Here is a 23,772-nt window from a genome sequence, read left to right as displayed (position 1 = left end):
GGGGGCGGGGGGGGGGGGGGAGATTTTGTTGACCAGTATGGATGCGGATGGGACTCGGGGCGGGTTTGACTGCGAGCTGACTCGGCGGGTGTCCGAGGCGGTGCAGATCCCGGTGATTGCGTCGGGTGGTGCTGGGTCGGCGGCGCACTTTGCCGAGGTGTTCCTGGCGGGTAAGGCGGATGCGGCGCTGGCGGCGAGTATCTTTCACTTTGGGGTGACGGATTCTCGGGCGCTGAAGATTGAGGTGTCGGCAGCGGGTGTTCCGATGCGGATGCCTTGTTGAGGCTGGAGTGAGGGTACCCCCCCACCCCCCTCGGGGGGTACTTTGGCCGTAAAGTAGTCTGCTCAGGCGGGTTAGGCGGCAAAGTATGACATGGTCCGGGGTACTCTTGCCGTAAAGTCTTGCATTCAGGCGGGTTAGGAGGCAAAGTACCCCCTGTCCTGCGCGGATGGTGGGAGAGTTTTGCCTGGTTGGGCGCGGTGGAGTGGGGTGCTTTTCGGGCCTGTTTCTATTATAGGCTTTCGCGTGGGGTAACTATGCCAACTCTATTTGGTTTGGAATGTTTGGTTTAGGTGGTTTGGGGGCTTGACAAGATTTGTCCTACGCGGGTCCTGCGCGGACGGCGGGGGCTTCGCGTGGTTGGCGATTGTGGGGGTGGGGTGGCAGCGAGGAAGGCAATTTTGTCGTTGCGCCTGCGGCTTCACTCCGGCCTGCGGCAGCGAGGTAGTGGCTCCGACGTCTTGTTGACCTAGGCTGTGATGTACCGGGCCGTTGGCCCTTGATCGGCCTCGGTAGCGAGATCACTGGATTGTAACGGTCACGGCGCTGTTCGTCGTTAGCGTGCCCGATGTACCGGTGACGGTGACGGTGTAGGTGCCTGGAGTTGTTCCGGGATTCGGGGGAGTACTTGGGCCACTGGAGCATCCGGACAGGGAAGCGACGAAGGCCAGGAGGAAGAACGAGAGGGCGAGCGCGCCGATTGATTTGCGCCTGCGTTTGAAGGAGATAAAGATCAGCAGACAAGCGAATGTGGCGTCTGCGGTGAGCGAGGGAAACAGTTTTGGTGAATTGAGCGATGCGCTGGAAGCGGCCGACGTGAGCACGGTGAGGGTTGCCGTGCCTGGGTTGGTGCCGGTGATGGCGACGCCGGGGGTTGAGCCAAAGCTGAAGGTTGGGGGATCGACGGCGCCAGCGGGACTTGAAGTGAGGGCGGCGGCCAAGCTGACGCTGCCCGTAAATCCTCCCGCGGGAGTGACGGTGATCGTTGATGTGTTGCTGGTGGTGCTACCGGGACCGGGGATGGTGACGCTGGTGGAGGTGATAGCGAAGCTGGGAGGGATGGCGGTGACGGTGACCGGGGCGGAGGTCGTTGCCTTCGCGTAGTTTGTGTCACCGCTGTAGGTTGCTGTGATGGTTTCGCTTCCTACCGCGAGCGCGCCGGCAGCGATCGTGATGCTGGCAGAGCCGCCAGAGAGTGGTGTTGAGGTTGAGGTGTAGCTGCCGCTGGTGAGGGTGATGGAGCCGGTTGGGGTGGGGTCGTTGGCGGGGCCGCTGATGGCGATGGTTGCGGTGAGAGGCTGGGCTGTCGTGATGGTCGATGCAGAGAGGCTGAGGGTGATGGAGGGGGTGGCTTGTTCAGCGGTGAGCGCGACGAGGTTAGAGGTGCTGGAGGAGTAACTGGAGTTGCCGGGGTACAAGGCCTGGATTTGGTGAGTGCCGGTGCCGATTGGGTCGATGCCGTTGACTACGGCGGTAGTGGTGACGGTTGGCTGGGAAAGGAGGACAGAAGCGATTCCATCATAGGAACCTAGGGGCGTACTTTGCGTTACGGCGACAGCATCGGTCACGCCGTCTCCATTGATGTCTCCGGTAGCGAAGTCGGTAGTGAACTGACCGAGATAGACACTGGCGATCACTGGCTGGAAGGTGCCGTCTCCGTTGCCGAGGAGATAGCTGACGGTGTCGTCGCCGTTATTGGCGGTTGCGAGGTCAGGCTTTCCGTCGCCGTTGAAGTCTCCGTAGGCGATGGCGTAGGGGTTTACGCCGACGGTTGGGCTTGCGGAGGCGGGAGTGAAGGTGCCGTCACCCTTGCCCATAAAGATGCTTATTGTGCCATTGCTGATGGGACCGACGAGGTTTGAGACTGCGAGGTCCAGGATCCCGTCGCCATTGAGGTCTGCGGCGACGGCGGCATTGGCCTCAGGTCCAACGGTCAAGGTGTTGCCAGGCGCCTGATGAAAGGTACCATCGCCGTTACCGAGGTAGATTGCAGCGTCGCTTCCATAGTAGTCGACCGCGGCCAGATCCGTTACGCCATCGCCGTTGAAGTCTCCCGCGGCGAGCCAAGGACCCTGGGCGAGGATTATCCCGGGTAGTTGCTGGAAGGTGCCGTCGCCGTTGCCGAGAAGTACGACAAGGACTCCCCCACCTGGGGGATAGGGTCCGTTGGAGGGCCCGGCCGCCAGATCCGGAATGCCATCGCCGTTGAAGTCTCCCGACACCAAGGAGTTGACCGTTTGGAATGAGTTGCCGACGGTAATGGGATTGCCGGGCGCGGGCGTGAAGGAACCATCGCCATTGCCGAGAAGGATGGTCACGACCCCATCGTAATAACTATTGTTCATGGCCAGATCCAGCTTGCCGTCGTGGTTGAAATCTCCAACGACGAGGTCATGAGGATCGAAGGTTACGCTGACGGGACTTCCTGGAGCAGCAGTGAACGTGCCGTCACCTTTTCCAAGCATGACGGTAAGTGTGTCATCTCCGTAATTGGATACGACGACATCAGGGATGCCGTCTCCATTGAAATCAGCAATCACGTCTGCGTTTGGATCTTCACCGGTGCTGGGGCTGCTAGCGTCCAGAAAGCTAAGACTGCTTACGGGGGGGCCAACGGACTGGGTTGCGAGGACGAAGTTGGAGTTGGTGATATCGAGGAAAGAGACCGTTCCAGTTAGGGCTGGAGTTCCGGCGCCGACTACGGTTGAGGTCAGTGAGTAATTTCCTGCAGCGCCACTGGATGTAAGCGTGGAGGTGGTGGTGTAGGTTCCTGTAACGGTGAGGGTCGAGGTTGCGGAGAAGCTGCTGGCGTAGGCGGTTGCTCCGTTGGGTGTTGCCGCAAAGACGGCTTTGTAACTGTGGGCGCCGATGCCTGGGATGAATTTGTAGACAGCGGTGCCGCCAGGTGTGATCTGAGCGGTGCCGATGAGGTGGATATCGGAGCACAGGGTCGCGCTGGCGTCGCAGAAGGAGACAGAACCTATGGTGATGGGGGTCGTGCCGGCGGTGACCGTCGCGGTCAGGGTAAGAACTGAGCCGGAGGCGATCGTGCCGTTTTGTGCGATTGACCCGCTGCTGGAGGCGAGGGTGAGTGCCGTGGTGGTGATGGTTGAGACTGCCCACGCCGGATGAGCGAGCGAAACGCAGAAGGCACAGACGAAAGCAAAAAGGAGGCGCGACGTGCGAGAGAACCTGACGGTCATATTCCCACTTGATCTCAGCGTGGAACTGGGCATGTTGGCCGAATTCTAAGCTTGTTGGTTTGGTTGATTTGAATTCTTCACGGATGCTAATCGATTCGGTGCGTGTCGTCGAGAATTTATTGCTGACTTGCCGGGAAGTGTCAGCGGTTAAGATGAGGGGGATGGCGGCTCAGAAAAGTGCGAGGGGATTGCCGGGGCGGCGGTTGGCGGAGGCTGGGTGGGCTGGCGGGGAGATGGTCGAGGTGGGGGCGCATGGGCGGCCGCTTTGCCGGTGGTGTCGGATGGAGATTCTGGCTAAGCGGCGGCGGACGTTTTGCTCGGCGTATTGCGTGCACCAGTGGAGGCTGCGGTCCGATCCTGGGTATCTGCGGGACCAGGTGTTTCTGCGGGATAAGGGCGTGTGTGGGTTGTGTGGGACCGATACGGTGGCGGCTTATGCGGAGTTGAAGCGGAGTCGGGGGAAGGTAAGGGGGGAGTTACTGGAGGTTTGGGGGATGCGGTCGGTGGGGGCGAGGCGGTCGTTGTGGGATGCGGACCATGTGCGGGCCGTGGCGGAAGGGGGTGGGGAGTGTGATTTGGATAATCTGCGGACGCTTTGCTTGTGCTGCCATCGGGAGGTTACGGCGGATTTGCGGCGGAGGCTGAAGGGCATCGGGTAGCTGCCAGCAAAGGCAAAGGGCACTTGTGGTTGGGAACCATGGGGCGGCTTGCGGCTGCTGGCTGGGTGGCGGGTCCTTCGGCTTCGCGCTGTGCGGTGCGCTCAGGATGACAGTTCTGGGGCGAAAAGAAATCTGAGGGTAATGGGTGGCGCGTACTTTAAGTGGGTGGAGAATAGACGGTGTGAGGTTGGTGCTATGGGTGTGCGGGCTAAAGCGTTGTTTCTGGATCGGGATGGGGTGATCAATCATGAGGTGGGGTATCTGCATGCCGCGGAGGAGGTGCGGTGGGTGGAGGGAATCTTTGAGTTGTGTCGGGTGGCAGTGGGGCTCGGATACAGGTTGGTGGTGGTGACGAACCAGGCGGGGATTGCGCGGGGACTGTATACGGAGGCGCAGTATGAGGCGCTGATGGAGTGGATGCTGGAGGAGTTTGTGAAGCAGGGTGTGGCGCTGGATGCGGTTTACTTCTGCCCGTTTCATCCTGAGGGGGTGGGGAAGTATAAGCGCGAGCATGAGGATCGGAAGCCGGGAACGGGGATGCTACGGCGGGCGGCGAAGGAGTTGGGCGTGGAGCTTGGGGCGTCGGTAATGGTGGGGGATCGGTGTACGGATATTGCTGCGGCGAATGCGGCGGGATTGCGAACCGCCTTCTTGCTGGAGGGGACGGAGATGGATGGGTGTAAGGGCGAGTACAAGACGGTGAAGACGCTGCACCAGGTGCAGGAGTGGCTGGTGGTGGCCGCGGCGGCTAGTGCGGATGAGGTCGCGCATGGGGATGCGGATGTGGATGGAGCGTTGGACCCGGCTGGGGAGTAAGTTGGAATGATGCAGGGGATGCGAGATTTGCTGCGCGGGTCGCTGGGGAGAAGTTTGCGCGAGCTGCCGGATGAGGATCGGTTGATGGCCGCGTGGCCGGTGGCGTGTGGGAGCGCGCTTGCGGGGCATGCGCAGGTGATGTATCTGGATGCCGAGAATTGGCTGCATGTGAGGGTGGAGGGGGCGCAGTGGATGCAGCAGTTTGTGTCGATGCGGACGGCGCTGGCTAATGATTTGGGGCGGATCGCGGGGGTGAAGCTTGGCGGGATACACTTTAAGGGCAGGGATTAGAGCGTGGAGAGTAGAGCGTAGAGATTATGGGCGAGGAACGTTTGGCGGTGTCGGTGGAGGATGTTCGGCATGTCGCTGATTTGGCGAATTTGGAGCTGACGGCGGAGGAGTTGCCGCGGATGGCGAAGGATTTGAATGCCGTGCTGGGGTATATCGCGCAGATGAATGAGCTGGATACGTCGAGTGTGGAGCCGATGGCGCAGGTGGGGCAGGCGCTGGGGTTGAAGGCTGCGCAGGGAGGCGAGACGCTGCGGGCGGATGTGGTGAAGGATTCGGTGGATCGGGCGCTGGTGATGGCGGAGGCTCCTGAGACGGATGGGAGATTTTTTAAGGTGCCGAAGGTGATTGAGCGATAGGGATTTGGAAGCAGATTCCCAGAGGGAATGACAGAAAGAAATGCAAGAGCAAGTGCAAGGACAAAGGCCAATGCGGGGGTCCTTCACATCGTTCAGGATGACGGCGAGAAACGGGCAACGGCGAGAGCAACTGCAGCGGCAGGGTAAGGAGTAGGGCGTAGGTATGGCAGACGTGGTGCATTCTTCGATTGAGACTATTTCGCTGGCGGAGGCGCGGGCGGGGGTGGTGGAGGGTCGCTTGTCGGCGGCGGCGCTGGCTGAGGAGCACTATAAGCGGATTGCGGCGGTTGATCCGGAGATTCATAGCTTTTTGGCGCTGACGCGGGGGCGGGCGATGGCGCAGGCGGAGAAGGTGGACGCTGCGGTGAAGGCTGGTGACGCAGTGGGGGCGCTGGCTGGGGTGCCGGTGGGGATTAAGGATGTGCTGACCGTGAAGGGTGTCGTGACCACGGCGGGGTCGAAGATTTTGGAGGGGTATCGGCCGCCTTATGACGCTACGGTTGTGCGGAAGTTGGAGGCTGCTGGGGCGGTGGTGCTAGGGAAGTTGAATTGCGATGAGTTTGCGATGGGGTCGTCGAATGAGAACTCGGCTTATGGGCCGGTGAAGAATCCGCGGGCGCTGGATCGGGTGCCGGGAGGGAGCTCGGGTGGGTCGGCGGCGGCGGTGGCGGCGGGGTTGTGCGTGGCTAGCTTGGGGACGGATACGGGCGGCTCGATTCGGCAGCCGGCGGCGTTTTGTGGGGTGGTGGGCGTGCTGCCTACGTATGGGCGCGTGTCGAGATATGGGTTGATTGCGTTTGCTTCTTCGCTGGATCGGGTGGGGCCGTTTGCGCGGTCGGTGGAAGATGCTGCGGTGATGCTGGAAGTGCTGGCGGGGCCCGATGAGATGGATGCTACGTCTTCGCATGCGGCTGTGGGTGGGTATGCCGCGGAGACGAAGAAGGGCGTGGAGGGTTTGAGGATTGGGGTGCCGGAGGAGTACTTCGGCGAAGGGTTGAATGCGGAGATTCGAGCGGCGATTGAGAAGGCGCTGGATGGGTTGCGGGCGGCAGGTTGCTCGATTCATAAGGTGTCGCTACCGCACACGAAGTATGCAGTGCCGACGTATTACGTGATTGCTACGGCGGAGGCTAGCTCGAATCTTTCGCGGTTTGATGGGGTGCGGTTTGGGCTGCGGTCGGAAGATGCTGGGACGCTGGCAGCGATGTTTCGGAACACGCGCGATGAGGGGTTTGGCGCGGAGGTGAAGCGGAGGATTCTGCTGGGGACGTATGTGCTGTCGGCTGGATATTATGACGCGTACTATCGCAAGGCGCAGCAGGTTCGGGCGCTGCTGACTCGGGATTTTGTGCAGGCGTTTGAGAAGGTGGACGCGATTGTTGCGCCCGTGACGCCGACTGCGGCGTTCAAGCTGGGCGAGAAGACGGACGATCCGCTGCAGATGTATTTGGAGGATATTTATTCGGTGGCGGCTTCGCTGGCCGGGATCTGCGGGATGAGCGTGCCTTGTGGTAAGACCGCGGACGGGTTGCCGATTGGGGTGCAGGTGTTGGGGAAGCATTTTGATGAGGCGACGATGTTGCGGGTGGGAGCAGCGGTAGAGGGATTAGGGAACAGGGATTAGTAAGACCAGAGACACAAAGAAGAAGCAGATTCCCAGAGGGAATGACAGAAAGAAAAGCAAAGGCAAGGGCGTGTCGTGGTTGAAAAACCATGCGACGGGCCGCGCTGCGGGCTGTGTGGCGGGTCCTTCGGCTGCGCGCTGCGCCCTTCGCTCAGGATGACAGTGCGTGGGGTAGGGCTAAGCGAAGGGCTCTGTTGCTAGATTCTTTTGCGAAGCCACCAGAGTAGGACAGAGACGGTCAGCCAGGTTGCGCCCGCTAGCGGGAGGATGAGGGCGAGGCTGTGGGTGGGGAGGCCTTTCCAGAGGATCAGGGCGAAGGCGGCGAGGCCTAGCGCGCCGATGGAGGCTCCGGCTGCTTCTACGCTGGCTTCGGCGCGGGCGAAGAGGATGCCGTTGGCGCCGGCTTTGGCTTTGCGCTCGATGGCGTGGGTTTCGGTCATGCTGAGGCCGGGGGCGAAGATGCCGGGGAAGGCGAGGAAGAGGCCTCCGATGATGGGGCCGTAGTGTCCGGCGATGAGGGTCGCGAGCACGGTGACGATGCCGCCGAAGAGGAAGCGGGTGAGGTATTCGGTGGGAGTGCCTTCGCGGAGTTTGGCGACGTTGATTCCGATGAGCATGAGGGTCTCCCTTCGCAGCGGGTTTACTTTCGTAGCCAGACGGCCCAGAGGGTGAAGGCGACTGCGAACCAGATGGGGCTGAGAGCTCCGGCGGCCACAAGCGAGCGGGGGCGATAGCGCATGAGGATGAAGCTGACCGCGCAGGCGTAGACGAAAAAGGCTAGGGCTCCGGCGATCATGGAGCGGGCTTCGAAAGAGACGTAGGTGGTGCCGTGCTGGTGCGCGGTGAGCGAAATGGAGGCGAGGGCGATGGTGGGAGCGGCGGCGAAGATGCCGCCGAGGCTCTTGGGTTTGAAGATGTCCCCGATGATGGAGAAGACGATGACCACTGCGCCGCCGATGAGGAAACGAGCGATGAGGTCGGGGGCGTTGCCGTGCATGGTCACGCCTTCTTTCTGGCCTTTGCTATGAGGTCGAGAGCGGTCTTTTCTCCTTTGACGGCGAGGAGTTTGTACTTCTTGCCCTGGAGCTTGTGGTAGTTGACGAAGAACTCTTCGATCTCTTTGAGGGCCTTCTTGGGGAGGTCTTTGATGGACTTGGTGTTGGCCCACATGTGAGCGGTTTCGGCTACGGCGACGAGGCGATCGTTGCGCGTGATCTTCTTGTTCGCGGTCTGCTCGCCTTCGATGACGCCGATGAGGCGGGCCATGAGGGCGCAGCCGGGGAAGGCGGGTTCGTCCATGAGAACGAGGACGTCGATGGGGTCGCCATCGTCGGCGAGGGTGCGGGGGAGGAAGCCGAAGTCGTAGGGGAAGACCATGCCGGCGGGGAGGGCGGCTTTGAGGACGAAGATTTTTTGTTCGTCGTCGAAGCTGTATTTGTTGCGGCAGCCTTTGGGGGTTTCGATGATGACCTGGAGGAGTTTGTCGCCGGCCTTGGCGGTGCCGGTGGTGCTCTCGGCGGACTTCTCGGTGAAGGGCTTGAGCTTGGTGGGGTCGGCGAGGGAGGTCTTCGGGGGTGGGGGGAACTTGCTCTTTTTGCTCATGATGCTCCTGTGTGAACAGAGTGTTAATCGAGGCGCGGGGTTGCTCGCGACTTTGTGGCAGAGCAACGGCAAGGGCTCTGACGCAAAGGTCGCGAAGGCTTCAACGTTTCGCAAAGGGGATCGTGGGTGGGGATGGATGAGTGGGGTGTGAGAGGCTGAAGAGATGGGACGTGGGCTGCGATCGTTGGTGCTGGGAGTCTGCGTGGTGGGCTGCGTGTCGGGGGCTTGGGGGCAGGCGCCGCCGGTGCAGGTTACGGGATCGCCGCAGGTGCGCAGCACGGATTCGGTTACGGTGAGTGCGGATCGGGGGTTGGTGGGGGTTAGTGATTCAGCTACCAGCGTGGCGGTCGTCTCGCAGCAGCAGATGCAGGCGCAGCCCGGGTTGACGCTGGATGATCGGCTGCATGAGGTGGCGGGGTTTCAGTTGTTTCGGAGGACGAGTTCGTGGACGGCGAATCCTACTACGGAGGGGGTGAGCCTGCGCGGGTTGGGGAGCACGGCGGCTAGTCGAACGCTGCTGGTGAGTGGCCAGGTGCCGCTGAACGATGCGTTTGGAGGATGGGTTCATTGGGATGAGATTCCGTCGCTGGGGATTGAGCAGGTGAATCTGCTGCGAGGTGGGGCGGCGGATTTGTATGGGTCGAGTGCGATTGGGGGCGTGGTGGATGTGGTGCCGGTGATGCCGGTGCAGCGGGGGATGATGGTGAAGGCGGATGTTGGTGGGGCTACGGAGAATACGGTGTATGAGAATGCGTTGGTGTCGGGGGCGATGCGGCGGTTGGCTGTGTTGGCGGCAACTTCGGGGTTGAAGACGGATGGGTATATTCCGACGGCGCCGGAGTTTCGGGGGACGGTGGATGTGCCGGCGAATGTGGATGCGGAGAGTGGGCGGTTGGTGTTGAGTACGGCCGGGACAAAGGAAGTGCGGGGATTCTTGTTGGGGAATGTTTTGAATGAGGCGCGGGGGAATGGGACGCCGCTGCAGACAAATGGGACTCGGCTATGGAGGTATGTGGGTGGGGTGGATGCGGAGGGTGGGTGGGGGAGTGGGGTGGTGCGGGCGTATGGGTCGCGAGAGGCGTTTCGGCAGAGCTTTTCGGCGATTGCGGCGGATCGGGATTCGGAGGTGCTGACGAAGTTGCAGCATGTGCCGGTGGATGAGATGGGTTTGGTGGCGCAGGGGGCGAAGACGGTGGGGACGGTGACGGGGGCGCTGGGGGTGGATGTGCGGGATGTGCGGGCTACGGATAATGAGTCGGCTGTGGTGGGCGGGGAGGTTGCGTCGACTGCTAGTACGAGCGCGCGGCAGAGGGAGACGGGCGGATATGCGGATGCGATCTGGTTGCCGAAGGGGTGGTCGGTGTCGGGGTCGGTGCGGGTGGATTCGTTTCGGACGTTCGATGCGCGAAGGGTGGTGTCGACTAGCGGGGTGGTGACGGTGTTGCCCGAGTTGGATGAGCTGATGGTGAGTCCGCGGCTGGGTGTGGTGAAGACGTTGGGGCATGGATTCTTGCTGACGGGGACGGGGTTTCGGGCGTTTCGCGGGCCGACGATGAATGAGTTGTATCGGACGGGGCAGGTGGGACAGCAGACTACGCTGGCGAATGATGCTCTGCTGGCGGAGCGGGCTACGGGGTTTGAGTTTGGCGGTGAAGTGGGGGGACGCGTGGGGAGGTTGCGGGCTACATATTTTTGGACGGAGGTGAATCGTCCTATATCGGCGGTGGAGTTGAGCCAGACGGCGACGACGCAGTTGTTGCAGCGGCAGAATTTGGGGCAGATTCAGAGTCGGGGCGCGATGGTGGAGGGGCAGACGGCGACATGGCGCGGACTGGATGCGAGCTTTGGGTACCAGCTGGCGGTGGCTACGGTGACGGCGTTCAACTCGAGCAGTCCGGCGCAGGCGAATCTTACGGGTAATTGGATTCCGGAGGTGCCGCGGCAGTCGGTTACAGGAGTGGTGAATTATGTGTGGCCGAAGGTTGCGACGTTTCATGGCTTTGGGAGCTATGAGGGGAAGGCTTTTGATGATGCGGCGAATGAGTATGTGCTGCGGCCGTATGCGCGGGTGGATGTGTCGGCGGAGAGGGAGTTGGGGAAAGGGTTCAGCGTGTATGCGGGGGCACAGAACTTGTTGAATCGGACGATTGATGCGGGACTTACGCCGGTGTTGACGCTGGCGGCTCCGCGACTGGTGCTGGGTGGAGTGCGGTATGCGTGGGGCAGGGATTAGGGAAAAGGGCAATGCTGAGAAGCAGATTCCCAGAGGGAATGACAGAAAGAACGGCAAGTGCAAGGGCCGCGAAAAGTCGTGGGGTGGGGCTGGGTGATCTAACAGTGGGCGACGTGGGGATGGAGGCGTAGTCTAAAGGGCTAACGCGGGAGAATTAATTTGCGGAATGGTTCCCCGATTCGATGCTGGATGCTGATGATCGTGGTTGCGGCGTCGGCGTGCGTGGCGCGGGCGGAGAGTCCAGGGTGTGCGGGGCTTAAGGGGATAGTGCTGCCGGCGAGTTTGATTGGCTTGCCGACTACGGGCGCGGCGGTGAGTTCGGCTAGAGAGCGGCATGAGGGTGGGGTGGCGTACTGCCGGGTGATGGGGAAGATCTATCCGGTGGATCCGCAGGCCGATGATATTCATTTTGAGTTGAACCTGCCGGAGGTGTGGAATGGCAAGGCGCTGCAGTACGGCGGCGGTACGTTCGATGGATACATTGGGAAGTCGGATGGGTTGGGACGGACGGCTGTGGGGCTGAAGAAAGAGGCTACGCCGCTGATGCGGGGGTATGCGACGTTGGGGTCGGATGGGGGACATCACCGCAGTTATTTTCCGCTGCCGGATGCGATCAATGCATTGAATGCGACGTTCGCGCGCAATGCGGAGATGCAGAGAAACTTTGCGGGCGAAGCGGTGAAGAAGCTACATGATGTAGCAGTTGTGTTGATGAAGGCGCGGTATGGGGCGGCGCCGCGGAGGATGTACTTTATTGGCGGGTCGACGGGGGGACGCGAGGCGCTGTGGATGGTGCAACGGTATCCCGCGGACTATGACGGGGTGATGGCGGCGTACGCGGCGTGGGACCAGGCGGAGCTGGATCTGCAATTTGTGCGGACGGCACAGGCACTGTATGCGCCGGGTGGGTTCCTGGGCTATTCGAAGACGCGGATGATTGCGCACAAGGTGGAAGAGCGCTGCGATGCGAAGGATGGGCTGCGGGATGGGATTATCTCTGACCCGGCAGGATGCGATGTGCCGGCGGAGAGTTTGAGGTGTGCGGACGGGAAGCCGCATCACGGCTGTCTGTCGGATGCGCAGCTGCACACGCTGGAGACGTTTGCTACGGAAGAGCGGACGGCGGTGCCTCTGTCGAATGGAGTGGACAGCGTGCCGGGATATAACGTGCTGGCGGGGGCTAGTTTGACACCCTCGGTGGGGCTGCTGCACTTTCCGCTGAAGAATCCGGTGGTGGTGCTGAATAGTTTTGGGTATGTGATTGGCGATGACGTAACTCGGAATTTCCTGATGGGTGGTCAGAATTTTAATTCGCGAACGCTGGATATCAATAGCGACGGCCCGTGGCATGACGAACTGGTGAAGGCGGCAGTGGAGATTGATAGCACGAGCGTGGCGCTGGAACCGTTTGTGGCGCACGGGGGAAAGTTGATTTTGGTGCATGGGACGTCTGATGTGGTGATTCCTACGAACTCGACTGTGGATTATTACGAGAGGGTGGAGGCGCGGATGGGGATCGAGGAAACGAAGAACTTTGCGCGACTCTATTTGGTGCCGGGGATGGGGCATGGGGATGGGCGGTTCGATGGGGGGTTCGATACGGTGGGGACGCTGGATGCCTGGGTGGATGGCGGCGTGGCGCCAGTGAATCTGGTGGTGACTGATAACAACAATGGGAGGACGCGGCCGTTGTGCGAGTGGCCAGCGTGGCCGAAGTATGACGGGGTGGGGAATGTGAAGAGTGCGGCGAGCTTTACGTGCGTGACGGTCCTGCGCGGACGGCGAGAGGCTTTGCGTGGTGGCGCGGAAAACAATATCCAAACAGCCAAGAAATAGCAGTGGGTGCAGCATGGGGCGTTGAACACGGAGTTGCGAAGAAGTTGCGCGCAACACGGTGGCTGGGATTGCGTTTATCTAATTGCACAGCGGATCTCAGGGCAGTGCAGGAGGAACGTCATGAAACTTGCAAACATCACAGCGAAGGTAAGAGGTATGAAGTTCAACGCAGTCAAGGTGCTGGCAGCGGCAACGCTGGCTGGTGGTCTGCTGGTGGCAGCGGCTCCTGCTGCACAGGCGCAACGGGTTGTGGTTGGCTTCCGCGGACCACGGGTTTTCTATGGTGGACCGAGAGTGGTGGTCGCACCTCCAGTGGTTGCGTATGGCGCGCCTTACTATGCGGGACCGGTGTATGGCCCTACGGTTGGCGTCGGGTTCTATGGCCGTGGCGGATGGGATCGTGACCGTCGGTTCGATCATGACCGTGGCGGATGGGGTCGTGGGCGTCGGTAAGGATTGAGAACGAGGTTCGCAGGGCCGCCCTAACCGGGGCGGCCTTGCTGTTTGGTGAGCCGGGGCTAAAGCCGCTTTCCAGGAGGGGGGGATTGAGGGGGCTGAAGCCCCCTGCTAATCCGGTAGAACGGACAAGGGCAAAGATCAATGTGGGGGTCCATCGCTGCGCTCAGGATGACGGCGAAAACAAACAACAGCAACTGCAAAGACAGCAGCAGATTCCCAGAGGGAATGACAGAAAGAAAAGCAAGGGCAACGGCAAACCTGCAGACCGGGGGACTAGAGGGGTTGGTAGTAGAGGGTGGTGGGGTTGGCGCAGGCCAGGCAGAGGCGCTCGCCGTTCTGTTCTACGAAGCGATCGAAGTTGACGCCTTCGCCGCAGCGGGCGCAGGTTACGCGTTCGCCTTTGTAGCCGGGAAATTCGCTGGGGGGTAGGGGGACGCGAACCCATTCGGTGGAGAAGAGTTCTTCGTCGGGTAGCTCGCGGTAGGCTTTCATTTGTTGCGCGTTCTTTTCGAGGTCGGGGTAGAGTTCGCGGGCACGGGACTTGGAGGTTTCGAGGGCTACTACGCGGAGGGCCTTGTAATCGTGCTGGTCGGTGTTGTCGGGGTCGCCGAGTTTTTCGTTGAGGTCGATGAAGGTGGCGGCCATCTTGCCGAAGTCGCGGTGCTTGAGGGCTCGCTTGCCGAGGCGGCAGCCGGTGACGACCGCAATTGCATCGGTTGCGCAGCGGTCGATTTCGATGAAGATGACGAGGCGCTTGCGGTCGGGGTTGGGGGAGCCGTCGGGGAGGGTGCGGGGGCGGGGATCATCGATGCCTAGACGCGCAAGGGCGAGCATGGCCATGCGGACGCCGAGGACCTGGCCGGCGCAGAGATGGCCGTGTGTGATTTCGGCTTCGTGAAGGAGAGAATCTAGTGTGGCGCGCATGATGATTGGATGCTACGCGCTGGAGAATCCAAGTGCATACCTTGGGGCTAAAGCCCCTGACTTCCGAGTTAGCTATGGGACCCGAGGCTGAAGCCTCGGGTCCCTAATTCTTGGCGCGTCTGAGTTTGACCGGGGCAAGAGGCGCAGCAGAATCGGCCGTTAGGCGCGTGGCATCTTATGAGCATGGCTGATAGTGAGTTCGAAGCGGCGCAGTGGTGGCAGACGGGTGTGATTTACCAGGTGTATCCGCGGAGTTTTCAGGATACGAATGGCGATGGCGTTGGGGACTTGAAGGGAATCACGGCGCGGCTGGATTATTTGAAAGGGCTGGGCGTGGATGCGGTGTGGATCTCGCCGATTTTTCCGTCGCCGATGGCGGACTTTGGGTATGACGTTAGCGATTACACGGGCGTCGATCCACTGTTTGGGACGATGAAGGACTTTGATGTGCTGCTGGCTGCGGCGCATGCGAAGGGGTTACGGGTGATTTTGGATTTCGTGCCAAATCATACGTCGGACCAGCATCCGTGGTTTGTGGAGTCGCGCTCTTCGAGGACGAATGCGAAGAGGGATTGGTATTTGTGGCACGATGCGGCGCGCGCGGGCGATAACTGGCAACCGGCGCCGACGCGGTTGCCGAATAACTGGATGTCGCAGTTTGGTGGGCCGGCGTGGACGTGGGATGAGGGGACGCAGCAGTTTTATCTGCACTCGTTTTTGAAGGAGCAGCCGGATTTGAATTGGCGGAATCCGGAGGTGCGCGCGGCGATGTATGCGGCGATGCGGTTCTGGCTGGATAAAGGGGTGGATGGATTTCGGATGGATGTGTTGTGGCTGCTGATTAAGGATATTTATTTTCAGAGCAATCCTCCGAATCCGGAGTACTACGATGCGCAGCATGATGTGAAGCGCGTGCTGCCGGTATTCAATGCGGATCAGCCGGAGACGCTGGAGATTGTGGCGGAGATGCGGGCGTTGATGGCGGCGTATAGGCCGACGATCGGCGACAAGGGAGTGGGGTCGAGCCGGGTGTTGATTGGGGAGATTTATCTTCCGCTGGATCGGCTGGTGAGATATTACGGAGCAGGGCCGCAGTTGAGTGGGGCGGATCTGCCGTTTAATTTTGCGCTGATCCAGACGCGGTGGGCGGCAGATGCGATTGCTGAGGTAATCACGAAGTATGAGGGGTTGTTGCCGGCGGGGGCCTGGCCGAATTATGTGTTGGGGAATCATGATCAGCCGCGGCTGGCGACGCGGATTGGGAAGCAGCAGGCGCGGGCGGCGGCGTTGTTGCTCCTGACGCTGCGGGGAACTCCGACGATGTATTACGGGGATGAGTTGGGGATGGTGGATGCGGTGATTGCGCCGGACCAGGTGCGCGATCCGGCGGAGAAGAATGAACCGGGCAAGGGACGGGGGCGGGATCCGGAGCGGTCGCCGATGGTGTGGGTGAGTGCGCCGAATGCCGGATTCACGATGCCGGATGCGGTGCCGTGGCTGCCACTCGAGGCGGGGTGGGAGACGGAGAATGCGGCGGAGCAGGGGGGGCGGAAGGAATCGATGCTGATGCTTTATCGGAAGCTGCTGGCGCTGCGAAGGCAGCATGACACGCTGCATGCGGGCGGAATTGCGGAGGTGGTGGCGGAGGGTTCGGTGCTGCGGTTTCGGCGAGTGGGGTTGGAGGATGGCGAGAGTACGGATTTTCAGGTGGTGCTGAATTTGGGATCGGAGGTGGCTACGGTGAGTTGTGCGAAGGGAACGGTGGTATTGACTACGCTGCTGGATGGTGCGGGGTCGAGCGTGGAGGGCACGGTTACGGTGGAGGCGGGGGAGGGATTGTTGATTGCTTTGGAGTGATGGATGTTGAGTTGGCCTGATACGATTCCTTTCACTATGGATCGTCGAGATTTATTGAAGGTTTCTCCGTTGGCGGTTGCGTCTGCGGTTGGGTATGTTGCGCGGGCCGAAGTGACGCGGGTTGCAGATGCGAAGGTCTTGTTTGATGTGCGCAGCTATGGGGCTGCGGGGGATGGCAAGACTGTGGATTCGCCGGCTGTCAATCGGGCGATTGAGGCGGTTGCTGCGGCGGGTGGGGGGACGCTGGTGTTTCCGGCGGGGACTTATGTTTGCTTTACGATTCGGTTGAAGAGTGGGGTGGATCTTTGGCTGTCGAATGGGTGCGTAATTTTGGCGGCGGATTCGCCACGGGTCGGTGAGACGACGGGGTATCGCGGGGGAACGTATGATTCTGCGGGGCCGGCGCAGGAGTGGGAGGCTTATCAGGATTATGGGCATAACCATTGGGCGAATTCGCTGTTCTATGCGGACGGACAGCATGACTTTGCGATCTATGGGCGGGGATTGATTTGGGGGAAGGGGTTGAGTAGTGGAGCGAAAGAAATGCGCGATGGGACAGGTGGATTTATTGCGGAGCAGGCGGGCGTGGGGAATAAGACTATCGCGCTGAAGAATTGTCGGAATGTTTTGTTGCGAGATTTCTCGGTGTTGAAGGGTGGGCACTTTGCGCTGCTGGCTACAGGTGTCGAGAACCTGACGATCGATAACGTGTTGGTGGATACGGATCGGGATGGGTTTGATATTGATGGCTGCAGGAATGTGCGGGTGAGTAACTGTACGGTGAACTCGCCTTGGGATGATGCGATCTGTCCGAAGTCTAGCTACGCGCTGGGGGAGCGGCGCGTGACGGAGAATGTCACGATTGCGAATTGTTTCGTTGCGGGGATGTACAAGCTGGGGACCGTGCTCGATGGGACTTGGAAGAAGTATGGGCCGGCTAACAAGGTTTGGGGGAATGGGCGGATCAAGTGTGGGACGGAGTCGAATGGGGGGTTCCGAAATATTGCGATTACGAATTGTGTGTGTGAGGACTCGCGGGGGATTTCGCTGGAGACCAGCGATGGGGCGTACTTCGAAGATGTGGCGATCTCGAATATCACGATGCGGGGGACGCTGGATGCGCCTTTATTTCTGCGGCTGAATGCGCGGAATCGTGGGCCGAAGGAGACGATGCGCGCGGGGACGCTGCGGAGAGTGATGATCTCGAATTTGGTGTCGCATGGTTCGGCTGCGAAGACGGCGTCGATTTTTTCTGGGATTCCGGGGAATGCGATTGAGGATGTGAAGTTGTCGAATTGCTATTTCGGGCATACGGGGGAGTATCCGGCGGAGGCGATGGGGAGAGTGGTGCCGGAGATGGTGGATGGTTATCCCGAGGTGGGGAGGTTTGGGGCTACGCCTTCAAATGGATTTTTTGTGCGGCACTTGGAACGGCTGGAGATGTCGCACGTGGAGATTGCGCCGGAGAGAAAAGATGAGCGGCCGGCGTTCTGGTTGGAGGATGTGGAGCGGGCGGACTTCTTTGCGGTGACGGCGCCGGGGGAGAAGAACTTTGCGCTGCGGGGGGTTAAGGATTTGAGAATTTTGTGGTCGCGGGCGGGGAAGGATATGAGTGTGGCGGCGGTGGAGAGTGAGACGGTTTAGGGGGAGTACCGCGGAAAATAAGCGAACGGCCCGGGCAAAAGCGCCTTCTGTGGGTGGAGATGTTTCAGGGGGCTAAAGCCCCTGCTAATCCGGCAGAGCAAAGGCAAGAACGGGCGCTCGCTGCGCGAGCGACAAGCAGGTTCCTCGCTGCGCTCGGAATGACAGCCAGAAATGCAAGGGCAAAAACAACGGCAAGAGCAAAGACGGAAGCGTATTCCCGAAGGGAATGACAGAAAGAAAGGCAACCGCAAGAGCAAGAACAACTGCAAGAGCGACAAGAGCAAGATCAACTGCAAAGACCAATGCAGGGATCCTTCGCTGCGCTCAGGATGACGGCGAAAACCTTGCAAGAGCAAGATCAGGAACAATAGCAACTACAACTGAAAATGCAACTACACAAGCAGAAGCCCCGGCGGGTGCCGGGGCTTTGTAGTTTGCTTGATGGTTAGAGCTAGGCTTCTTTGTGCTCTGGCTCGGGGGTGGTGGTTGTGGTTGACGGGGTGCCGGGCTTGGCTTCGTTGCCTGGCTTGCGGATGTCGATGCCGCCCTTGAAGAAGGCGCCGTCTTCGATGGAGATGCGGGCGGCGATGACGTCGCCGGTGAGGGAACCTTCGCTGCGGATGTCTACGCGATCGGAGGCCTGGCAGTTGCCGCGGACTTTGCCGAGAACGACGATTTCGCGAGCGCTGATGTTGGCGGCTACCTGGCCGTTGCGGCCGATGGTGACGCGGTTGCCGGGGAGGTTGATGGCGCCTTCGACTTTACCGTCGATGTAGAGGGACTCGGAACCGGAGACCTCGCCTTTGACTACGAGACTCTTGCCGATGGTGGCTTGCTCGCTGTTAGGAATCGCACCTGGGGTGGTGGCGGATGCGCCGGAAGTGAAAGCAGGTGTTGCAGCGGGCGAAGTAGGACGCACCGGCTCTGGAGCCGCGGGCGTATTGCCAGGTTGGTTTGGTTTCCACATAGAGGATCTTATGTTCCTTTCGGCTGTTCCTTCCCCAGGGGGAGGGGTTTGAGGCTGGTAGCTGTTGTTGCGCCAGTGGATTGAGATTCAGGCGTGTGGCACAGCGTTGGCTCCCGCGCTGAGATCACGATACTACTTTGAGCATGGGCTTGTTCTGTGGAGTTCTTTGATGCTGCGCCTTGGAAGTTACCCCCAAAACGCCAGTTTGTGTGGTAGGGCGCAAGTTGGCGTTACTGCTCGGAGTTGTCGTTTTCTTCGATGAGGGAGACGGTGCCGACTACGTCGTAGGTTACAGGGGCGCCGTTGGTAGGTTGGATGGTGGCGCGCATGGGGGTGCGCTGCCATTTGGCGCGGGCGCAGACGGGCCAAGGGGGTGTGAGTTGCGGCCAGGGCGCGATGATTTTCTGGACGACGGCTTTGCGGGCGCCGAGCTCGGCGATGACGGCGACGACTCCACCTTTGGCGGTGGTGGAGATGCCGCAGTAGGCGGCGTAGTTGCGGAACCAGACGACGTCAGAGATGTCGGCGTCGTAGTCGGCGAGGTGGAGCGCGGTGATGTGGCCGCTGATGCGGTCGACCATAAGCCAGGAGGCCGGCTGCCAGGTCCAACGGGGGGACTCGGCGGGGAGCGAGTCGTTGATGTGGAGGGCGCGGCGGACGACGAAGGTGCGGTCGGTGACGTCGTGGACTTCGCCGACGGTCCACTCCTTTTGAATGCCGTCGACGTAGAGGCCACGGATGTGGAGGCTGGTGGCTTCTTCGGATTTGTTGTCGGGGTTAGCTTCGGGCGGGGTGTAGGGGACGCGGCGCGCGGGCCCGAGGGTCACGGTGTGGACCTTGGGGGGCTTGGCGGCGGCGGGGATCGTGAAGGCGAGGATTAGGAGCAGGGGCACTAGAGCCGGGCGGAGGGTCTGCATGCGTGGAAGGCTAGCAGAGGGGTGAGGCAGGTTCAGTGATGGGCGGTACATTGGTTAGGATTGGTGTGGTTGACGGGGAGGGGTTGGCATGGAGATGGCGCGGGTGATTTTGTTTACCAAGAAGATGGAGGCGATGAGTCTGTTTTATGGGGAAGTGCTTGTATTGAAACAGGTTACGGGGGAGAAAGGGTGGAAGGAGTTTGCCGCGGGAGGGGTAAGGATTGCGTTACATTCGGGACCGGCGTCGCCTGGGAAGAAGGGTCCGAAGATCGTCTTTTATGCGAAGGATGTGGCTGCGGTGCGGGAAAGGCTCGTGGGGTTGGGGGCGAAGTTCGGTAAGGTGCGGGTGGGGGAGCAGTTCTGTCTGTGCGATGGGAAGGATCCGGATGGCAATCCCATCCAGTTATCGGACCGATAGAGCTGTGTCGGGTTAGGGGTGGGGGGTTTCAAAAAGCACTGATTTGGGGTAGACTTGCAGATGGTGCGTGTACCTTCCGCCGTCTGCTCTAGTGTGTCTGGCTGAAAGATTGCCGGGCGATGCCAGGGGGGACTATCAGAAGCCCACGAAACAGGTTCAAGGGAAAGCAGATGGAGCTGATCTGCGCCGCGAGGCGTGGACTCTATCGAAGGAGACTGTTTGTCGAAGGAAGATGCAATTGAAGTAATGGCGGTGGTCGTTGAGACGCTGCCAAATGCGTTGTTCAAGGTAGAGCTCGAGAACAAGCACCAGGTCCTGGCGCATGTTTCGGGCAGAATGCGCAAGAACTTCATCCGCATCCTCCCCGGCGATCGAGTTGCTATCGAGCTCAGCCCTTATGACCTAAACCGCGGCCGGATCGTTTATCGGTACAAGTAGTAGCAAGTTGTCGGTTCTCAGATGTCAGTTCTCAGGAACGGCAGATGGTCAACTGAGAACTGAGAACTAACAACAGAGAACTGAGGAATTTCATGAAGGTTCGTGCGTCAGTAAAACCAATTTGCGACAAGTGTAAGGTGATCCACCGCAAGGGGATCGTTCGCGTGATCTGTGAGAACGCGAAGCACAAGCAGCGCCAGGGCTAAAGAAAGACAGCAAGAACTTTTTGCTTTGGTCTTTCTGCAGTTTTAGCAATGCGGCCCCACTGGGCGAGTTCGCCGAAGTCAAGGCGTGCGATGAACCCGGAGGAGACAGCAGTCAGGTCAGCCGCACAACGATCAACCCCGCTTTAGAGCAATGCTCGAAGCCCAACCGAAAGGCACACCATGGCACGTATTGCCGGCGTCGATCTGCCAGGAAACAAGCAGGTACGAATCGCGCTCACTTACATTTACGGCATTGGCGACCCTCGCGCTCTCAAGATTCTTGAGAAGGCGGGGATCGATCCCTTTGTCAAGATGGCTACCCTCGATGAGGACCAGCTCAACAAGATTCGTCAAGTGATTGAAGCAGAGGGCGGCATTGAAGGAGATCTTCGCAAGGAGATTTCGCTGAACATCAAGCGCCTGATCGAGATCCAGTCGTACCGTGGTTTGCGGCATCGCCGCTCGCTGCCGGTTCGTGGACAGCGTACGCACACCAATGCTCGTACCCGCAAAGGTCCTCGCAAGGGAACTGTTGCCGGTAAGAAGAAAGCGACGAAGTAACCCATGGCAAAGTCACAGAATAAGGGTACCGGCGCGAAGGTCGGAAAGAATAAGAAGTTCAAGAAACGCGAACGCAAGAATGTTCCGTTTGGTCTGGTGTTCATCCAGGCTTCGTTCAACAACACGATCGTGACGATTACGGACCAGCAGGGCAACACGCTGAGCTGGAAGAGCTCGGGTTCGCTCGGCTTCCGCGGATCGCGTAAGGGCACGCCGTTCGCGGCGCAGCAGGCAGCGGTGGGTGCGGCTACGGCTGCACGCGACCACGGTCTGCGCTCGGTCGACGTGCGGGTTGCAGGGCCGGGTTCGGGACGTGAGTCCGCGATCCGTGCACTGGCTGCTGCGGGGATTGAGGTTCGCTCGATCCGCGACGTTACGCCGATGCCGCATAACGGCTGCCGTCCGCCGAAGCGCCGTCGCGTTTGATTTTCCCTGGTTGAGGCAGGGCGGCGGTTCGTTCGTTGGCTCTGTCTCAACTTGTTCCTGTAATTGGATCGCGACGAAGCGCAGCCTGCGTGTAAAGCGATCGACAACCGAAGTATGGAGAGATAGAAATGGCACGTTATACAGGACCCGTCTGCCGGCTTTGCCGCAGGGACGGAACCAAGCTGTTCCTCAAGGGCGCGAAGTGTTTTACCGATAAATGCCCCGTCGAGAAGCGCAACTTTCCCCCAGGCCAACACGGCCAGTCCAAGAAGGTGAAGAAGGTTGTGGGCTACGGTCTGCAGCTGCGCGAGAAGCAGAAGGCCAAGCGCATTTACTTCACGCTCGAGACGCAGTTCCGCGCGTATTACGAGAAGGCTGCGAACCGCACCGGCGTTACCGGCGAACTGCTCTTGCAGCAGTTGGAGACGCGGTTGGACAACGTCTGCTATCGGCTGGGATTTGCGATGAGCCGTCGCCAGTCGCGCCAGGTAGTTCGCCACGGGCATGTGCAGGTGAACGGCCGCAAGGTGAACATTCCGAGCTTCCAGTGCAAGGTTGGCGACGTGATCGCGATCCGCGAGGGTTCCAAGCAGCTTGTACTGCTTGAGACAGCCAAGGATTTCATTTCGGGTCAGAGCCGCGTGCAGTGGTTGGAAGTGGCTTCGGACAATTTGTCGGGCAAGGTCATTGCGCTGCCTAAGCGCGAGGACGTGAACCTGCCTGTGAACGAGCAGTTGATCGTCGAACTTTACAGCAAGTAATGGCTTTTAGCCGCTGGCTCCTGGTTTCGGCCGGGAGCCAGCGGCGACGAGCGTTTGGCCTTGGCTGGCAATCGGCAGCTAATGGCTTTTTATTCATAACCGCAGGTCCATCAGCCACGCAGAATGCTTCGCGTGTGCGATGAAGAAAGGATTCCCCATGCTTTGGAGAGGTTTTCAAAAGCCCAAGCGTCTCGCAGTCGACCAAGAGACACTCACGAACATCTATGGCAAGTTTTCCGCGCAGCCTTTTGAGCGCGGCTTCGGTACGACCATCGGTAATGCGTTGCGTCGCACGCTGCTGTCTTCGATTGAAGGCGCGGCTGTAACGGCTGTGCGCATCGAGGGCGTGCTGCACGAGTTTCAATCCATCACGGGCGTGGTGGAAGATGCGACCGACATCATCCTGAACCTAAAGCAGATTCCGTTCAAGCTGAACGGCGAGGGGCCGAAGGCTCTGTATCTGCGTGCGGATGCTGCGGGCGTAATTCTTTCGGGCTCGATCGAAGCTGATTCGGACGTTGAGATTCTGGATCCGAATGTTTACATCTGCACGATCTCCGAGGGCGGACGCATTGACATGGAGATGCGTTTGAAGCGCGGCCGTGGCTACGTTTCGGCCGATAAGAACTTCGATAGCGATCTGGGCATTGGATTTATTCCGGTGGACTCGGTCCACTCGCCGGTGCGCAAGGTGAACTACCTTGTGGAGGCTGCACGTCTGGGCCAGATCACCGATTACGAGAAGCTGACGCTCGAGATCTGGACGAACGGAACGGTTCTTCCTGCGGACGCTTTGGGACTTTCGGCGAAATTGCTCAAGGACCACATGACGATCTTCATCAACTTCGAAGAGGAGTTGGAGGCGGGGTCGGAAGCTTCGCACGATGGGCTGACGATTCGCAACGAGAATCTCAACCGCTCGGTTGAAGAGCTTGAGCTTTCGGTGCGCAGCTACAACTGCTTGAAGAATGCCAACATCGCGACGATCGGCGAGCTGATTCAGAAGACCGAAGCAGAGATGCTGAAGACCAAGAACTTTGGACGCAAGAGCCTGAACGAGATCAAGGAAATTCTTGCGCAGATGGGTCTTTCGCTGGGCATGAAGATTGATGAGCAGGGCAACCCGGTTCCGGGGCCGACGTCGGTACTGCCGGCAGCGACTCTGGCGGCCAGCTATGGCAACTTCGACGATGAGGACGAGGACGAGGAAGAAGATGACCTCGATCTCGCCAGCGAGCCGGAATCGTTCTAATGAAACCCGCGGCGCAGCAGGGTTAACTCTGCTGCGCCGCAC

25 protein-coding genes are annotated in these 23,772 nt (G+C 60.0%); 18 read left to right on the top strand and 7 right to left on the bottom strand.

All coding sequences use genetic code 11. The annotated features are described in order from the left end of the window. Window positions 1–283: HisA/HisF-related TIM barrel protein (locus GSQ80_RS17135; protein WP_254059721.1), on the top strand; the 283-nt coding region annotated here is incomplete at its 5' end. A 518-nt stretch (window positions 284–801) separates the two neighbouring features. Here GSQ80_RS17135 and GSQ80_RS17130 read toward each other — a convergent pair. Continuing rightward, the gene (locus tag GSQ80_RS17130) at window positions 802–3,483 is read right to left on the bottom strand and encodes an FG-GAP-like repeat-containing protein (protein ID WP_216850400.1); all 2,682 of its coding nucleotides are present in this window, start codon (window positions 3,481–3,483) and stop codon (window positions 802–804) included. A gap of 161 nt (window positions 3,484–3,644) precedes the next feature. On the opposite strand from GSQ80_RS17130, the gene GSQ80_RS17125 reads away from it, so the two are divergent. The 5 genes from GSQ80_RS17125 (at window position 3,645) to gatA (ending at window position 7,229) form a co-directional block, all read left to right on the top strand. Further along, window positions 3,645–4,142, top strand: coding sequence for an HNH endonuclease (locus GSQ80_RS17125; protein WP_158788890.1), 498 nt, complete (start codon window positions 3,645–3,647; stop codon window positions 4,140–4,142). A gap of 201 nt (window positions 4,143–4,343) precedes the next feature. Then, entirely contained in the window at window positions 4,344–4,958 is a 615-nt protein-coding gene (locus tag GSQ80_RS17120) for a D-glycero-beta-D-manno-heptose 1,7-bisphosphate 7-phosphatase (protein ID WP_158788889.1), read from the top strand. Between the two features lie 6 nt (window positions 4,959–4,964). After that, window positions 4,965–5,249, top strand: coding sequence for a DciA family protein (locus GSQ80_RS17115; RefSeq protein ID WP_254059720.1), 285 nt, complete (start codon window positions 4,965–4,967; stop codon window positions 5,247–5,249). A 26-nt stretch (window positions 5,250–5,275) separates the two neighbouring features. Beyond that, a complete protein-coding gene (gene gatC / locus GSQ80_RS17110; RefSeq protein WP_158788888.1) occupies window positions 5,276–5,605 on the top strand; it encodes an Asp-tRNA(Asn)/Glu-tRNA(Gln) amidotransferase subunit GatC in 330 nt (109 codons plus the stop codon). A 163-nt stretch (window positions 5,606–5,768) separates the two neighbouring features. Beyond that, window positions 5,769–7,229 (top strand): Asp-tRNA(Asn)/Glu-tRNA(Gln) amidotransferase subunit GatA, encoded by a 1,461-nt coding sequence (gatA, locus tag GSQ80_RS17105; protein WP_158788887.1) that lies wholly within the window; start codon window positions 5,769–5,771, stop codon window positions 7,227–7,229. A 197-nt stretch (window positions 7,230–7,426) separates the two neighbouring features. Here the strand turns inward: gatA and GSQ80_RS17100 are convergent, their stop codons facing one another. The 3 genes from GSQ80_RS17100 to GSQ80_RS17090 are packed head-to-tail and all read right to left on the bottom strand — an operon-like array spanning window position 7,427 to window position 8,831. Continuing rightward, entirely contained in the window at window positions 7,427–7,846 is a 420-nt protein-coding gene (locus GSQ80_RS17100) for a hypothetical protein (RefSeq protein WP_158788886.1), read from the bottom strand. A gap of 23 nt (window positions 7,847–7,869) precedes the next feature. Next, the gene (locus GSQ80_RS17095; protein ID WP_158788885.1) at window positions 7,870–8,226 is read right to left on the bottom strand and encodes a DUF3147 family protein; all 357 of its coding nucleotides are present in this window, start codon (window positions 8,224–8,226) and stop codon (window positions 7,870–7,872) included. A gap of 2 nt (window positions 8,227–8,228) precedes the next feature. Beyond that, on the bottom strand, window positions 8,229–8,831 hold the full coding sequence (locus tag GSQ80_RS17090; protein ID WP_158788884.1) for an inorganic diphosphatase: 603 nt from the start codon (window positions 8,829–8,831) through the stop codon (window positions 8,229–8,231). A gap of 163 nt (window positions 8,832–8,994) precedes the next feature. Here GSQ80_RS17090 and GSQ80_RS17085 point away from each other — a divergent pair, with 163 nt between their 5' ends. The 3 genes from GSQ80_RS17085 to GSQ80_RS17075 all read left to right on the top strand — a co-directional run bounded on the left by GSQ80_RS17085 (window position 8,995) and on the right by GSQ80_RS17075 (window position 13,353). Further along, the gene (locus GSQ80_RS17085) at window positions 8,995–11,064 is read left to right on the top strand and encodes a TonB-dependent receptor (protein WP_158788883.1); all 2,070 of its coding nucleotides are present in this window, start codon (window positions 8,995–8,997) and stop codon (window positions 11,062–11,064) included. Between the two features lie 189 nt (window positions 11,065–11,253). Further along, complete coding sequence (locus tag GSQ80_RS17080; RefSeq protein ID WP_158788882.1) at window positions 11,254–12,900, top strand: tannase/feruloyl esterase family alpha/beta hydrolase; 1,647 nt, start codon at window positions 11,254–11,256, stop codon at window positions 12,898–12,900. Between the two features lie 120 nt (window positions 12,901–13,020). Beyond that, a complete protein-coding gene (locus GSQ80_RS17075; RefSeq protein ID WP_158788881.1) occupies window positions 13,021–13,353 on the top strand; it encodes a hypothetical protein in 333 nt (110 codons plus the stop codon). Between the two features lie 279 nt (window positions 13,354–13,632). On the opposite strand, the gene GSQ80_RS17070 is transcribed toward GSQ80_RS17075, so the two are convergent. Next, window positions 13,633–14,283 (bottom strand): FmdE family protein, encoded by a 651-nt coding sequence (locus GSQ80_RS17070; RefSeq protein WP_158788880.1) that lies wholly within the window; start codon window positions 14,281–14,283, stop codon window positions 13,633–13,635. Window positions 14,284–14,460: 177 nt separating this feature from the next. On the opposite strand from GSQ80_RS17070, the gene GSQ80_RS17065 reads away from it, so the two are divergent. Continuing rightward, entirely contained in the window at window positions 14,461–16,140 is a 1,680-nt protein-coding gene (locus tag GSQ80_RS17065) for an alpha-amylase family glycosyl hydrolase (protein WP_158788879.1), read from the top strand. Window positions 16,141–16,143: 3 nt separating this feature from the next. After that, window positions 16,144–17,784: a glycoside hydrolase family 28 protein gene (locus tag GSQ80_RS17060; RefSeq protein ID WP_254059719.1), complete on the top strand. Its 1,641-nt coding sequence runs from the start codon at window positions 16,144–16,146 to the stop codon at window positions 17,782–17,784. Window positions 17,785–18,235: 451 nt separating this feature from the next. Here GSQ80_RS17060 and GSQ80_RS17055 read toward each other — a convergent pair whose 3' ends face one another. Continuing rightward, complete coding sequence (locus tag GSQ80_RS17055) at window positions 18,236–18,751, bottom strand: polymer-forming cytoskeletal protein (RefSeq protein WP_158788878.1); 516 nt, start codon at window positions 18,749–18,751, stop codon at window positions 18,236–18,238. A 230-nt stretch (window positions 18,752–18,981) separates the two neighbouring features. Next, complete coding sequence (locus GSQ80_RS17050) at window positions 18,982–19,668, bottom strand: hypothetical protein (RefSeq protein WP_158788877.1); 687 nt, start codon at window positions 19,666–19,668, stop codon at window positions 18,982–18,984. Window positions 19,669–19,756: 88 nt separating this feature from the next. On the opposite strand from GSQ80_RS17050, the gene GSQ80_RS17045 reads away from it, so the two are divergent. The 7 genes from GSQ80_RS17045 (at window position 19,757) to GSQ80_RS17015 (ending at window position 23,730) form a co-directional block, all read left to right on the top strand. Continuing rightward, window positions 19,757–20,086, top strand: a complete 330-nt coding sequence (locus tag GSQ80_RS17045; protein WP_158788876.1) for a VOC family protein — start codon at window positions 19,757–19,759, stop codon at window positions 20,084–20,086. Window positions 20,087–20,305: 219 nt separating this feature from the next. After that, window positions 20,306–20,524 carry a translation initiation factor IF-1 gene (infA, locus tag GSQ80_RS17040; protein WP_014264250.1) on the top strand — a complete coding sequence of 73 codons (219 nt, stop codon included), beginning with the start codon at window positions 20,306–20,308 and terminating at the stop codon, window positions 20,522–20,524. Window positions 20,525–20,616: 92 nt separating this feature from the next. Further along, entirely contained in the window at window positions 20,617–20,730 is a 114-nt protein-coding gene (rpmJ, locus tag GSQ80_RS17035; protein ID WP_158788875.1) for a 50S ribosomal protein L36, read from the top strand. 180 nt (window positions 20,731–20,910) lie between these two features. Beyond that, window positions 20,911–21,291, top strand: a complete 381-nt coding sequence (rpsM, locus tag GSQ80_RS17030; RefSeq protein WP_158788874.1) for a 30S ribosomal protein S13 — start codon at window positions 20,911–20,913, stop codon at window positions 21,289–21,291. 3 nt (window positions 21,292–21,294) lie between these two features. Then, on the top strand, window positions 21,295–21,717 hold the full coding sequence (gene rpsK / locus GSQ80_RS17025) for a 30S ribosomal protein S11 (protein WP_158788873.1): 423 nt from the start codon (window positions 21,295–21,297) through the stop codon (window positions 21,715–21,717). Between the two features lie 128 nt (window positions 21,718–21,845). Next, window positions 21,846–22,478: a 30S ribosomal protein S4 gene (rpsD, locus tag GSQ80_RS17020; protein ID WP_158788872.1), complete on the top strand. Its 633-nt coding sequence runs from the start codon at window positions 21,846–21,848 to the stop codon at window positions 22,476–22,478. A 157-nt stretch (window positions 22,479–22,635) separates the two neighbouring features. After that, entirely contained in the window at window positions 22,636–23,730 is a 1,095-nt protein-coding gene (locus GSQ80_RS17015; RefSeq protein ID WP_158788871.1) for a DNA-directed RNA polymerase subunit alpha, read from the top strand. The last annotated feature ends 42 nt before the right edge of the window (window positions 23,731–23,772 follow it).

It is taken from the genome of Granulicella sp. L46 (genome assembly GCF_009765785.1).
Lineage (GTDB): Bacteria > Acidobacteriota > Terriglobia > Terriglobales > Acidobacteriaceae > Granulicella.
This window is presented reverse-complemented; position numbering and strand designations above follow the sequence as displayed.